This window comes from Sulfuriferula multivorans (assembly GCF_003851125.1).
Taxonomy (GTDB): domain Bacteria; phylum Pseudomonadota; class Gammaproteobacteria; order Burkholderiales; family Sulfuriferulaceae; genus Sulfuriferula; species Sulfuriferula multivorans.
Genome location: NZ_BGOW01000011.1, coordinates 13,317 through 26,643, shown reverse-complemented (window position 1 = coordinate 26,643; position 13,327 = coordinate 13,317). Strand labels below are relative to the sequence as shown.

Genomic DNA, 13,327 nt, shown 5'->3' with positions numbered 1-13,327 from the left:
CCATCCCGGCAACTGCGAGGTGCCGGCCTTGCGAATAGGCCGGGCCGGGAACATGCTTTTCCAATAGGGATTTTATAGGAGAGCCTAAAGGTATTTCACCACCTGTTTCACCTGCGCATCGTCCGGGTTCTGGCTGACCTGAAAACCGAGCGAGCGCATCATCTCCAGCATCTTCTCATTGCTGTACAGCACCTCGCCTTCCACGCGTTTCAAACCTTTCTGCCGGGCCACGTCGAACAGGCTGTGCAGCAGCTTGCGTCCGATTCCCCGATGTTGCCAGGCGTCGGCCACGACCAGCGCAAATTCGCAGGATTCGCCGTCCGGATTGGTGATGTAGCGGGCAATGGCCAATTCCACTTCGCGGCCGTTTTCCGCGCTGGAGACGAGCAGTGCCATCTCGCGGTCGTAGTCGATCTGGGTGAAACGTGCCAGCGCGCTGGGGGAGAGCTCCTGCAGGGTGTCCATGAAGCGGAAATATTTGGTTTCATGGGACAGGCCGCGCACGAATGCCTGCTCCATTTCCGCGTCTTCCGGGCGAATCGGGCGGATAGTCAGATTGGTACCGTCCGGCAGTTGCCAGTGGCTGACCAGCTGCGTCGGGTAGGGGCAGATCGCCATATGCGCGTAAGGATCCGCCACCGGCGGCCGCGGCCCGATCACGATGCGCGCATCGGCAGCCAGCGCACCGTGCTCGTCCAGGATCAGCGGATTGATGTCCATCTCCTCCAGCCAGGGCAGCTCGCACACCATCTCCGACACCCGCAACAGCACGCTCTCCAGCGCTTCCATATTGACTGGCGGCAGGTGCCGGAACGCGCCGAGCAGGCGCGCGACGCGGGTGGAAGCGATCATGTTGCGGGCTAGGTAAGCATTGAGGGGCGGCAGCTGCACCGCGCGGTCGGCCAGCACTTCCACTGCGGTGCCGCCGGCGCCGAAAGTGATCACCGGGCCGAATACAGGATCGCGGATCACGCCCACCAGCAACTCGCGGCCATTGGGTTTGATCACCATGGGCTCGATCAGCACGCCCTCGATGCGCGCACCCGGCCGGGCTGCTTCCACCGTGGCGATCAGCTCATGGTAGGCCGAGCGCAAGGCGCTGGCGTTGTTCAGATTGAGCCGCACACCCCCGGCATCGGTCTTGTGGGTGATATCGGGGGAAAGGATTTTCATCGCGATGGGAAAGCCCAGTTGCTCGGCAATCTGCAGGGCCTCGTTGGGCGAGCGCGCCAGCAGCGCCTGCGCCACCGGAATGTGGAAAGCCGCCAGCAGCGCCTTGGACTCCATCTCGCTCAATACGCGGCGGCGCTCGGACAAGGCGTTCTCGATCAGCAAGCGTGCACCTTCCACGTCCGGCTCAAGGTGGTGGGAAAGCGGTCCGGAGGTTTGCAACAGCAGCTTCTGGTTCGCGTAATGGGCAGAGATGCAGGCGAACACGTCCACCCCCGGCTCCGGCGTGCGGAAATTGGGAATACCCGCCGCAGTCAAGGCCCGCCGTCCTTCGGCGATCTGCGTTTCGCCCATCCAGCAGGCCAGCACCGGCTTTCTGGTGGACGCTGCTGCCTCGATCACGGCCTCGGCCACTTCCAAAGGATGCGTCATGGCCTGCGGGGTGAGAATCACGAATACGCCGTCCACACCGGGGTCTTCCAGACAGGCGCGCATCGCCGCGCGATAGCGCCCGGCATCGGCGTCGCCGATCACATCCACCGGATTGCCGTGAGACCAGGTGGCGGGAAGCACCGCATCCAGCCGGGTCATGGTTTCCGGCGCCAGTTCAGCCAGCCGGACGCCGCGCTCCGCCACCCGGTCCGCTGCCATCACGCCCGGTCCGCCGCCGTTGGTGACGATGGCCAGACGGTTGCCCTGGCTGCGCAGGTGTCCGGCCAGCGCCTTGGCCGCGGCGAACAGCTGCACGATGGTATCCACCCGTACTACACCGGCGCGAGCCAGCGCGGCATCGAACACGTCGTCGGCGCCAACCAGCGCTCCGCTATGGGACTGCGCGGCGCGCGAGCCGCTCTGGTGACGCCCGGATTTCACCACGATTACCGGCTTGACGCGCGCGGCCGCGCGCAGACCGCTCATGAAACCGCGCGCGTTACGGATGCCCTCGATGTAGAGCAGCACGCTGTCGGTCAAGGGATCAGCCACCAGATAGTCGAGGATCTCGCCGAAATCCAGATCGGCGGAAATGCCCACGGAAACCACGGTGGAAAAGCCCACGCCATTGGGTTTGGCCCAGTCGAGAATGGCAGTACAAATCGCCCCGGACTGCGAGACCAGCGCCAGATTGCCGGAGTTGGCACCGCCGCGGCTGAAGGTCACGTCGAGCCCGATACTGGGGCGCATGATGCCCAGGCAATTCGGCCCGATCAGCCGCAGCCCGTGGCGCTGTGCATTTTGCTGCATGGCCGCTTCAAGCGCCTTGCCTTGCGCGCCACCCTCGCTGAAGCCGGCGGACATCACCACCGCCGCGCGCACGCCACGACGTCCGGCGATTTCCACCAGATCCGGTACGCTGGCGGCAGGCGTGGCGATCACCACCAGGTCGACCTGCTCGGGGATATCGGCGAGGCTGGCATAGCAGGGCTGCCCCTGAACTTCCGTGTATTTCGGGTTGGCGGCGTAGATTTTGCCGCGGAAACCGGCTTGCAGCATGTTCTGGAACACGATGCCGCCGATCGACTCCAGCTTGGTGCTGGCACCGATCACGGCGACCGAACGCGGGCTGAACAGGGGGGTGAGGTAATGACTCGCCATAACTTGACCCGATCGTTACAAAGTATTTGCAATGTAGCATCCATTGGTTACAACATGATCATTCTTGCTACCAACCGAACGAGACCAAGCCTGTGTTCACCGCCATCATCTCCCATCCCGCTTGCGCCAGACACGACATGGGGCCGTACCACCCGGAGTGCCCGGAGCGGCTCACTGCTATCCAGGATCAGCTCATCGCCGCCCGGCTGCATGATTTTCTGCGCTATTACGATGCGCCGCGCGCCACCCGGGAACAGTTGTTGCGGGTGCACACGGCGGCGCATCTGGACCGGATAGAGGCCAGTGCGCCTGCCGCCGGGCTGACCAGGCTTGACCCCGACACCGCGATGAACCCCTATTCACTGGAAGCGGCCCTGCGTGCGGCGGGCGCGGCAGTCATGGCTACCGATATGGTGATGCGGGGCGAGGTGGACAACGCCTTCTGCAAGGTACGCCCGCCCGGCCACCACGCCACTCGCGACCAGGCCATGGGCTTCTGCATTTTCAACAACGTTGCTGTCGGCGTCGCCCATGCCCTCGCGCAACACGGCTTGCAGCGCGTGGCCATCGTCGACTTCGATGTGCACCACGGCAACGGCACCGAGGACATTTTCCACGACGACCCGCGCGTCATGTTGTGCTCCACTTTCCAGCATCCGTTCTACCCGCACAGCGGCGCGGGTTCCGGCAACGAACACATCATCAACGTGCCGCTGCCGGCAGGCACGGATGGCGCCGGATTCCGCGCGGCCTTCATGGCACGGTGCCTGCCTGCGCTGGAACAATTTGCGCCGGAAATGGTGTTCATTTCCGCCGGCTTTGACGCCCACCGTGAGGACGACATGGCGATGCTGAATCTCACCGAGGCAGATTACACATGGGTGACGCAACAGGTGAAAGCCATCGCGCAGAAATACGCCCATGGCCGCATCGTTTCCACCCTTGAGGGCGGTTATGCCCTGCCCGCACTGGGTCGCAGTGCCGCCGCCCATATCCGGGTACTGGCAGGACTATGAGTCCGGCACCAATTCAAACCCATCATCCCGGAATCCGGGCTATATTGTAGAAACCCGATACCCTATCGCAATCAATAAGGAAGCAACATGGATACGCGCGAGGAAATACAAAAAGTTCTGGATGGTCTTGCCCAGCAACGTGACGAACTGATAGTCCAGGCCCATCTGGCCAAGCTGGAAGCCATGGAAGAATGGGAAAGCATGGAAGGCAAACTGACGCAGCTGCGTGCCAGGGCCAGCCTGGTGGGCGACTCCGCAGAAGACACCGCCAGGAACGTCAAGACTGCTGCCAAGCAGTTAGCGGATGAAATTGCCCTTGGTTACGACAGGATACGCAAACTGTTTTGAAGGCTGCTTGATCCTGGAAAAAAAACGTTAACCACGCAAAGCACGGGAAAACGAGAAGGCACAATTTAAGTCCCTCCCCAGGCTTGATTTTTGCCTTTTGCCTTTTGCCTTTTGCCTTTTGCCTTTTGCCTTTTGCCTTTTGCCTTTTGCCTTTTGCCTTCCGGATCAACCGGCGGCGTAAGCAATCACCCAATAGCGTGCGAATTTACCCATCGCCATATACAGCGCGGCCTGCCACGGATTGAGGCGTAACCAGCCGGCAGCCAGGCATAACGCATCGCCGATCAAGGGCGCCCAGGCAAGCAGCAATGCCGGTGTGCCGTAACGGCGCACCTTCTCCACGTGTTTGAGTCGTTTGGTTTGCGGCACCAGCCAGCCCATGCCGAAGCTCACCATACCGCCCAGCGTGTTGCCCAGGGTGGCAATGCCAAGAGCCGTCCACATCGTTGACGGATAGGCTTTAAGCAGCGCGAACAGCACCGCCTCCGAGCCCCCCGGCAATAGCGTGGCCGCGAGAAAGCTGCTGACAAATAATGAAATCAGGCTGGCGGTTTCAGTCATTCCGAAACATTCAGGATTGCAGTTTTCAGAAGCGTCTGCAGAGAGCAAATAGCGTCATTCGATTGGCGCTGAAATTGACGTAAGGATCGTAGGCCACGCGCACAAACCAGGGCGCGTAATCGTAAGTCACGGCGATACCGCTTCCCTCAACGTCGTCGCCTGCCGTGTTCCTCCCGCTTTTGTAGGACAGATCAATTGTAAACCGCTGCTTTTCGGCAAACCTGCGACGTGCTATCAAGTGGGTGACGCGTTGCCCAGTGCCGAGCCGGTCATCCTTGACCATAAATAGCGACAGTACTGTATTACTGATCGCGCGCGTACCGATACCGAGCGTGATGGCATCGTTCGGATCGAAGTTGAGATTGTAGTAATCGCGCAGATTGGTACGGCCAAAGCCGACAATGGCAAAGGTGTCGCCGCCGATTTCCGCATTCGCCGAGCCGCCCAGAAATCCGTGCGAGGCCACCTGAACGGAAAGAACCAGACGCGCTGCATCCAAGTCAACGTGCCTCTCGTAACCGGCACGAGCTTGTTGAAACCCAAGCCGGTCGCGGTAATAACCAATCCAGCCAACATTGTCACCATAATCGGCGCGCAGGTTGAGGTCAGCCGCATTATTGCCGTCGCTGATACGGTAAAAAGCGGGGGTGAGCTTGAACGCCAGCGACGGCTCGCCTCCTCCGGCCGCGGGTTGCGCCAATACATTTGTTACCAGCAGCATGGCCGCCGCAGGCAGGATGGAAAAATGAATTTTCATACGACACATAGCACGCCTTGCCGTTCGCTCACTCGATTTCATTCCGGCAAAATCAATTATCCCGCCAGACCCTTTTTCAGCAATTCGGCCACCATCTCGTTCAAACCCATCTGGCGCGTTTGCGCCAGAGCCTGGATCTGTTGCACCAGTTCACTGTTGAGTTTCACTGCAAACGGCACCAGCCCCTGCGCCTGATCCAGCTTGCGCTGTTCGCGCCGATCCGGCATGGCCCCGGCTTCACCGCCGAAACGGCCGGGGATTCCGGCCTGTTTCATCTGGCTGTTGATTTTCAGTCCCTGGTTTTTGTACAGGTCGGTTTTTTTCATGGTGCGAGTCCTTCATCAATTGAGGCGCTTATTCTACGCGTGAAGGCAGTAGTACAAGAATGATATAATTTGCCGTTTTTCAGCACCTTATACAAACATCATGGAAGCAGAACGCCTCAATCAGATCGATGCCACCCTGACCGACCTGGTGCGCCGCACCGCCGAACTTCGGGGGTATCTTTGACTTCGATACCAAGTTAGGCCGCCTCGAGGAAGTCAACGTGCTGGCTGAAGACCCGGCCATCTGGAACGACCAGAAACGTGCCCAGGAACTGGGCCGCGAGAAGAAATCGCTGGAAAATGTGGTGCTCACGCTGCAAAGCCTGGACCAGGGTTTGCGCGATGCGCGCGACCTGTTCGAGATGGCGCGCGAGGAAAACGATGACGCCACGCTGGAAGCGGTAGGCGACGATACGGCAAAGCTGGAACAAACCGTGGAAACCATGGAATTTCGCCGCATGTTCGCCAACCCGATGGACCCCGCCAACTGCTTCATTGACATTCAATCCGGCGCGGGCGGCACCGAGGCGTGCGACTGGGCATCGATGCTGCTGCGCCAGTATCTGCGTTACTGCGAGCGCAAAGGCTTCAAGACCGAGGTGATGGAAGTCTCCGACGGCGACGTGGCCGGTATCAAATCGGCCAGCATCAAGGTGGATGGTGAATACGCCTACGGCTTTTTGCGCAGCGAAACCGGCGTGCACCGGCTGGTGCGCAAATCGCCGTTCGACTCATCCGGCGGCCGCCATACCTCATTCGCCAGCGTGTTCGTCTACCCCGAGGTGGACGATTCCATCGAGGTCGATATCAACCCGGCCGATCTGCGTGTCGACACCTACCGCGCCTCGGGTGCAGGCGGCCAGCACATCAACAAGACCGATTCTGCGGTGCGCATCACGCACATCCCCACCGGCATCGTGGTGCAGTGCCAGAACGACCGCTCCCAGCACAAGAACCGCGCCGAGGCCATGTCCATGCTGAAATCGCGCATGTACGAAGCCGAGCTGCGCAAACGCCAGGCCGAGCAGGACAAGCTCGAAGCCGGCAAATCCGACGTCGGCTGGGGTCACCAGATCCGCTCCTACGTGCTCGACCAGTCGCGCATCAAGGATTTGCGTACCAACGTGGAAATTTCCAATACCCAGAAAGTGCTGGACGGCGATCTGGATGAGTTCATTCAAGCCAGTTTGAAACAAGGCGTTTAACCATGACCGATACCACGCAACCAATTCCGCAAGACGACAACCAGATCATCACCGAGCGGCGCGCCAAGTTGGCGCAGTTGCGCGAATCCGGCGTGGCGTTTCCCAACGATTTTGAACGTCGCGATTACGCCGCCAGGATCCACGCAGCGCATGGTGAAAAAACCAAGGAAGACCTCGAAGCCGCGCCGGTGGAAGTGCAGTTCGCCGGGCGCATGATGCTGAAGCGCGTGATGGGCAAGGCCAGCTTTGCGACCTTGCAAGACATGGGCGGGCGTTTGCAGATTTATGTTGCCAACGATATTACCGGCGAAGCCACGCACGAGGCATTCAAGCATTGGGACCTGGGCGATTTTATCGGCGCCACCGGCGTGCTGTTCAAGACCAAGACCGGCGAGTTGTCGGTGCGTGCCACATCGGTGCGCCTGCTGTCGAAATCCTTGCGCCCCCTGCCGGAAAAATTCCACGGCTTGAGCGATCAGGAACAGAAATACCGCCAGCGCTATCTTGATTTGATTACCAACGAGGATGCACGCCGAGTATTTGCAACGCGTTCGAAAATCGTGCAGACCATCCGCAATTTCATGACCGGTCACGATTTTCTGGAAGTGGAAACGCCGATGATGCACCCCATTCCCGGTGGCGCGGCGGCCAAGCCGTTCACCACGCACCACAATGCTCTGGACATGGAACTGTTCCTGCGCATTGCGCCGGAACTGTATCTGAAGCGGCTGGTGGTGGGCGGCTTCGAGAAGGTGTTCGAAATCAACCGCAACTTCCGCAACGAGGGCCTCTCCACACGTCACAATCCTGAATTCACCATGATGGAATTCTATGAGGCGTATCGGGATTACCGCTACCTGATGGACTTCACCGAAACGCTGCTGCGCGAAACGGCGCGTGCCGCCACCGGCAGCGAGCAGGTCAACTACAACGGCCAGATCATTGACCTGGGCCAGCCGTTCGACCGCCTCACCATCGTCGATGCGGTGCGCAAATACCATCCCGAATTCAGCGTCGAGCAACTCAACGACCGCGCCTGGCTGGCCGCATGGTTCAAGGCCAACAAGGCCAAGTTCCGCGAATCCGATGGGCTGGGCGGCTTGCAGTTGACGTTCTTTGAGGAAACCACCGAGACCTTGCTGATCCAGCCGACTTTCATCATCGACTACCCGGCGGAAGTGTCCCCGCTGGCGCGCCGTTCCGACAGCCAGCCGGATATCACCGAGCGCTTCGAGTTGTTCATCACCGGACGCGAACTGGCCAACGGCTTCTCCGAATTGAACGACCCAGAAGATCAGGCCGAACGCTTCATGGAACAAGTGCGCAACAAGGAAGCCGGCGACGAGGAAGCCATGCACTACGACGCCGACTATATCCGCGCGCTGGAGTATGGCCTGCCCCCCACCGGCGGCTGCGGCATCGGCATCGACCGGCTGGTGATGCTGCTAACGGACAGCCAGAGCATCCGCGACGTGATTCTGTTCCCGCAGATGCGGCCGGAATAACCGACTTTACTTCACTCCGGGCTTGAGCTTCCAGATTTCGCGGTTGTATTCCAGCATGGTACGGTCGGTGGAGAAGAAGCCACTGGAAGCGGTATTGAGGATGCTCATGCGCGTCCAGCGTGCAGTATCCTGCCAGGCCAGCGAAACCTGCTCCTGTGCATCCACATAACTGTGAAAATCCGCCAGCGTCTTCCATGGGTCGTGAGGGCTTAGCAGCGCATCCAGAATCATGTCGAAGATGTGTGGCTCGTTAGGGTTGAAATGGCCTGAACGCAGCAGCCTGAGCACGTCGTGTAGGTCATTATCCTCGTCGACATAGCGTGATGGCTGATAATGGTGGCCCAAGGCATCAACTTCATTGGCTTTGAGTCCGAACAGGAAGAAATTTTCTGCGCCCACCGCATCCAGGATTTCGATGTTTGCACCGTCGTAGGTGCCAATGGTGGCAGCACCGTTCATCATGAACTTCATGTTGCCGGTACCGGAAGCCTCTTTTCCCGCGGTGGAAATCTGCTCGGAAAGATCCGTCGCCGGGGCAATGATCTCCATACTGGATACCCGGTAATTGGGCAGAAACGCAAGTTTCAGGCGCCCGTTAACGTCGGGGTCGCTATTCACCACGGCAGCCACATTATTGACCAGCTTGATGATGCGTTTGGCCATGACATAGCCTGGCGCAGCCTTGCCGCCTATCAGTACGCAGCGATTGGTCCAGTTTTCCAGGCGCCCATTTTTGATGCGCAGGTAGAGATGGATCACGTGCAGTACATTGAGCAACTGACGCTTGTATTCGTGAATACGCTTGACCTGCACATCGAATAACGCCGTTGGATCAAAATCCACATCGCACTCGGCTTTGACGAGAGCAGCCAGACGTTGCTTGTTGGATAATTTAACTTCTCGCCAACGCGTATGAAAGGCCTCATGGTGAACCTCGGCATAGGATTTCAGTTGTTCCAGCTGGCTCAAATCCGCCACCCAGCCATCACCGATCGTTTCGCTAATCAACGCAGTCATGCCGGGGTTGGCATAAGCCACCCAACGGCGCGGCGTCACACCGTTGGTCTTGTTGTTGAATTTCTCCGGCCACAATTGATAGAAATCCTGAAACAAGCCGTCGCGCAGCAACTTCGAATGCAAGGCCGCCACACCATTGACCGAAAAACTGCCCACGATTGCCAGCCACGCCATGCGCACGTAGCGCTGACTGCCATCTTCGATAATGGACATTCGCTGCTGTCGTTCGATATCGCCGGGCCATTTGAGTGATACCTGACGCAGAAAACGTGCGTTGATTTCGTAAATGATTTCCAGCAATCTCGGCAGCAAGCGCTCGAATAGGTTCAACGGCCATTTCTCCAGCGCTTCCGGCAGCAGGGTGTGATTGGTATAAGCCATGCAGCGCGTGGTAATTGACCAGGACTGTTCCCAGCTCAGGTTTTTTTCATCCATCAGGATGCGCATCAGTTCGGCCACCGCGATGGTCGGGTGTGTGTCGTTCATCTGGAACACATTTTCAGCTGCAAAATCGCGGTAATCACGCGCCTCATGGTGCTCCCATACGCGCATGGCGTCCTTGATACTGGCCGAAGCCAGGAAATACTGCTGACGCAGACGCAGCTCCTTGCCATTTTCGCTGGTGTCATTGGGATAGAGCACCATGGAAATATGCTCGGCATTATTCTTCGCCTGCACCGCTTCGGTGTAGCTCCCGGCATTGAATTCACCCAGATTGAATTCCTCGGTAGCTGCCGCCTTCCATAAGCGCAAGGTATTCACTGTTTTGTTGCGATAGCCGGAAATAGGCATATCGAATGGAATCGCCAGCACGTCTTGTGTATCCACCCAGCGTGCGCGTTGATTGCCATGGTCATCCCGGTAGTGCTCGCTACGTCCGCCGAAATGCACGCGCTGGCCATATTCACTGCGCTCAATCTCCCAGGGATTGCCATTGCGCAACCAGCGATCCGGCTCTTCCACCTGATAACCGTTGTCAATATGCTGGCGGAACATGCCGTATTCATAGCGCAGGCCATATCCCATTACCGGCAATTGCAGCGTCGCACAGCTATCCATGAAGCACGCCGCCAGACGCCCCAAGCCTCCGTTGCCCAGGCCTGCATCGGGCTCCTGATCAACAATGTCTTCCAGCTGCTCGCTAATATCCAGCATGGCTTTATGGGTTTCATCTTTAATGCCAAGATTCAGCAGATGATTACCCAGGGCCCGTCCGATCAGAAATTCCAGAGATAAGTAATAGGCACGCCGGCTGCCTGGCTGCAACTGACGATCCCAGGTGTTGCGCCAGTCCACCATCAGACGGTCACGCAGCGTGTACGCAAGGGACTCGTATGCATAGAATGGCTCGCATCCCTGAAAGCGTCCCAGATGGTAAGACAGATAACGCTGAAAGTCGGCGCCAATAGCCTTGGCATTGTGAGCCAGAGGTTTGAGCTGAACCGGACGATAAACGTTTTTGGGGGTAAAACCTGGCATGGATGGGGCTCCTTGATTAATTGGCCTGTTTGTTGATTTTGCACATTGGCAGAGTGGCTAGTTCTACAAAAGTGCCGGATACGGGTTCGCATTTAGTACGTATTCAACGTCTGCTCCATGCCCGAACGTTGTTATAGCCCGTGTTGTGATTATTGCTGATTGATCCGATTACAGGATCAATGAGTTCCAACTGTATTTTATTTTGCATGGCTTTTCAAAATTATTGCTCGCAGGCTTGCATGGCATACTGGCTTATGATACAAATAAGAACGTTTCTCATTTATAAAAATTTATGCATACCTCGCTTGATCATCTGTTTCCAAATCAAAGTGGCACGATTGAAACCATCGATGCCGGTCCCGAGTTGGGACGGCGTATGGCCGCGCTGGGACTGCGCCCCGGACGACGTATAGAAGTGGTGCGCACGGCGCCGCTCAAAGGCCCGATGCAAATTCGTATTGGTCACACCGAGTTGATGATACGACGCATCGACGCTGCCAAAATCTGCGTCAATCTGGTTGCCTGACGCCCCGCCATCATGAAACGTATCGCTCTTTTGGGCATGCCCAACACGGGTAAATCCACTTTTTTTAACCGCCTGACCGGCGCTGGCGCACGTGTTGGCAACTGGCCGGGCATCACGGTTGACCTGCTGGCCGCCAAAATTCTGCTGGGCGGCAACATGGTGGAGGTGGTGGATTTGCCGGGCATTTACAATCTGCACGGCTTTTCTGACGACGAGCAGGTGGTGCGGCATTTTCTTGAATCCCAGGTCGTCAATGGTCTGGTGGTGATTCTCAATGCCGCCCAGCTGGATCGGCAACTGGCGCTGCTGCTTCAGCTCAAGGCACTCAAGCTACCGATGACGCTGGTTCTGAATATGTCGGACGAGGCCAAACAACTGGGGGTCAAAATTGATCTCGCCGAGCTTGCGCGCAACCTCGATATGGCAGTCACGCTGATCAGCGCAAAATATGGTCAGGGTTTCGAGTCGGCACGTCATGCCATCGAACAAATTGTGCAACACAATCCGGCAGCACGCCTGGCCGATACCGAGGGTCTCAGTCAGGATGACCGCATCGAGGTCGAGCTTGACCGGATTGTCAGTGGCTCGGTCAGCACGCCGATTACGCTGTCGCCCGGTATCACGCGCCGTCTGGACCGGGTCTTGCTGCATCCCTGGCTGGGCCTGCCCTTGTTTTTTATTACCGTGTTTTTGCTGTTCCAGCTGGTTTACGGCATTGGCACGCCCTTGCAGGATGGCATGAACTGGGGGCTGGAGCATATCAAGACCGGCCTGTTGCAACCCGCACTGGTTCACGCACCGTTACCCCTGCAGAGTTTCATTCAGGATGGCTTGTTCGATGGTATCGGCACCGTGTTGAGCTTCCTGCCCATCATCGTCGTGTTCTTCATGTTCATGGCGATTATCGAAGACAGCGGCTATCTGGCGCGTGCTGCCTACCTGATGGATGCGGTCATGGCCAGGCTGGGGCTGGATGGGCGCTCGTTCGTGATGCAACTAATGGGCTTTGGCTGCAATGTCCCCGCCCTGATGGGCACGCGGGTGATGCGCTCTCGCGCCTTGCGCCTGCTGACCATGCTGGTGATTCCGTTCTCGCTATGCTCGGCCCGCTTGCAAGTATTCCTGTTTTTCACCACCGCCATTTTCGCGCCACGCGCGGCTGCGATGGTGATGTTTTCGTTGTATCTGATGAGTTTTTTGATGGCTTTCCTCACCGCGCTGGTGTGGCGCGGCAAATACCGCAGCGTGGAACCGCTATTGCTGGAACTTCCACCTTACCGATTTCCCACCTTCAAACAACTCATCGCTCAAGGTTGGCAGCAGTCGCAGCATTTTTTGAAAGGTGCCTCGGGTTACATCGTCGGCGGGGTCATTGTGGTGTGGGCATTAACGCACTATCCATTCAACGTCCCGCCCGCCAGCCCCGCTACCCTGGCCGGTCAATTGGCCGATTTCATGGCGCCACTGTTTCAGCCATTGGGTATCGACCGATTGTTATCGGTGGCGCTGCTGTTCGGCTTCATCGCCAAAGAAATCGTGATCGGTGCTCTGGCGGTAATTTATGGCGCCGGCCAGTCCAATCTGGCGGGTATCATCGCCGGCAAACTGGATTGGGTACAGGCGTATAGTTTCATGCTGTTCACACTGATTTATACGCCGTGCCTGTCCACCGTGGCGGTGCTCAAGCAGGAGTCGAAAAGCTGGTGGTTTACCGTGCTGGCAGTCGCCTGGCCACTCGGCCTGGCCTGGCTGGTGAGCTTTATTTTCTACCAGAGCGCGCGCGCTTTGGGCTGGTAATGCCATAGCAGCCACAACGTGGCAGCA

The 13,327-nt window shown here is 58.1% G+C and carries 11 protein-coding genes; 6 read left to right on the top strand and 5 right to left on the bottom strand.

From position 1 onward, the window contains the following. Window positions 1-84: 84 nt before the first annotated feature. Window positions 85-2,763 (bottom strand): bifunctional acetate--CoA ligase family protein/GNAT family N-acetyltransferase, encoded by a 2,679-nt coding sequence (locus tag EI185_RS06385; RefSeq protein WP_124704301.1) that lies wholly within the window; start codon window positions 2,761-2,763, stop codon window positions 85-87. Between the two features lie 92 nt (window positions 2,764-2,855). Here EI185_RS06385 and EI185_RS06380 point away from each other — a divergent pair, with 92 nt between their 5' ends. Beyond that, complete coding sequence (locus tag EI185_RS06380) at window positions 2,856-3,779, top strand: histone deacetylase family protein (protein WP_124704300.1); 924 nt, start codon at window positions 2,856-2,858, stop codon at window positions 3,777-3,779. An 87-nt stretch (window positions 3,780-3,866) separates the two neighbouring features. After that, complete coding sequence (locus tag EI185_RS06375; RefSeq protein ID WP_124704299.1) at window positions 3,867-4,127, top strand: hypothetical protein; 261 nt, start codon at window positions 3,867-3,869, stop codon at window positions 4,125-4,127. 165 nt (window positions 4,128-4,292) lie between these two features. Here the strand turns inward: EI185_RS06375 and EI185_RS06370 are convergent, their stop codons facing one another. The 3 genes from EI185_RS06370 to EI185_RS06360 are packed head-to-tail and all read right to left on the bottom strand — an operon-like array spanning window position 4,293 to window position 5,771. Next, entirely contained in the window at window positions 4,293-4,688 is a 396-nt protein-coding gene (locus EI185_RS06370; RefSeq protein ID WP_124704298.1) for a YqaA family protein, read from the bottom strand. Window positions 4,689-4,713: 25 nt separating this feature from the next. Further along, a complete protein-coding gene (locus EI185_RS06365) occupies window positions 4,714-5,445 on the bottom strand; it encodes a hypothetical protein (protein WP_124704297.1) in 732 nt (243 codons plus the stop codon). A gap of 56 nt (window positions 5,446-5,501) precedes the next feature. After that, window positions 5,502-5,771: a hypothetical protein gene (locus EI185_RS06360; protein ID WP_124704296.1), complete on the bottom strand. Its 270-nt coding sequence runs from the start codon at window positions 5,769-5,771 to the stop codon at window positions 5,502-5,504. A 100-nt stretch (window positions 5,772-5,871) separates the two neighbouring features. Here EI185_RS06360 and prfB point away from each other — a divergent pair. Continuing rightward, a protein-coding gene (gene prfB, locus EI185_RS06355) for a peptide chain release factor 2 (RefSeq protein WP_124704295.1) occupies window positions 5,872-6,976 on the top strand; the annotation gives its coding sequence in 2 pieces (ribosomal slippage) (window positions 5,872-5,952 and window positions 5,954-6,976; 1,104 coding nt in all). 2 nt (window positions 6,977-6,978) lie between these two features. Then, entirely contained in the window at window positions 6,979-8,481 is a 1,503-nt protein-coding gene (lysS, locus tag EI185_RS06350) for a lysine--tRNA ligase (protein WP_124704294.1), read from the top strand. Between the two features lie 6 nt (window positions 8,482-8,487). Here the strand turns inward: lysS and EI185_RS06345 are convergent, their stop codons facing one another. After that, window positions 8,488-10,977 carry a glycogen/starch/alpha-glucan phosphorylase gene (locus tag EI185_RS06345; protein ID WP_124704293.1) on the bottom strand — a complete coding sequence of 830 codons (2,490 nt, stop codon included), beginning with the start codon at window positions 10,975-10,977 and terminating at the stop codon, window positions 8,488-8,490. A 292-nt stretch (window positions 10,978-11,269) separates the two neighbouring features. On the opposite strand from EI185_RS06345, the gene EI185_RS06340 reads away from it, so the two are divergent. Both EI185_RS06340 and feoB read left to right on the top strand, forming a co-directional pair. After that, entirely contained in the window at window positions 11,270-11,503 is a 234-nt protein-coding gene (locus EI185_RS06340) for a FeoA family protein (RefSeq protein ID WP_124704292.1), read from the top strand. Between the two features lie 12 nt (window positions 11,504-11,515). Continuing rightward, complete coding sequence (gene feoB, locus EI185_RS06335) at window positions 11,516-13,300, top strand: ferrous iron transport protein B (RefSeq protein ID WP_124704291.1); 1,785 nt, start codon at window positions 11,516-11,518, stop codon at window positions 13,298-13,300. Window positions 13,301-13,327 lie beyond the last annotated feature (27 nt).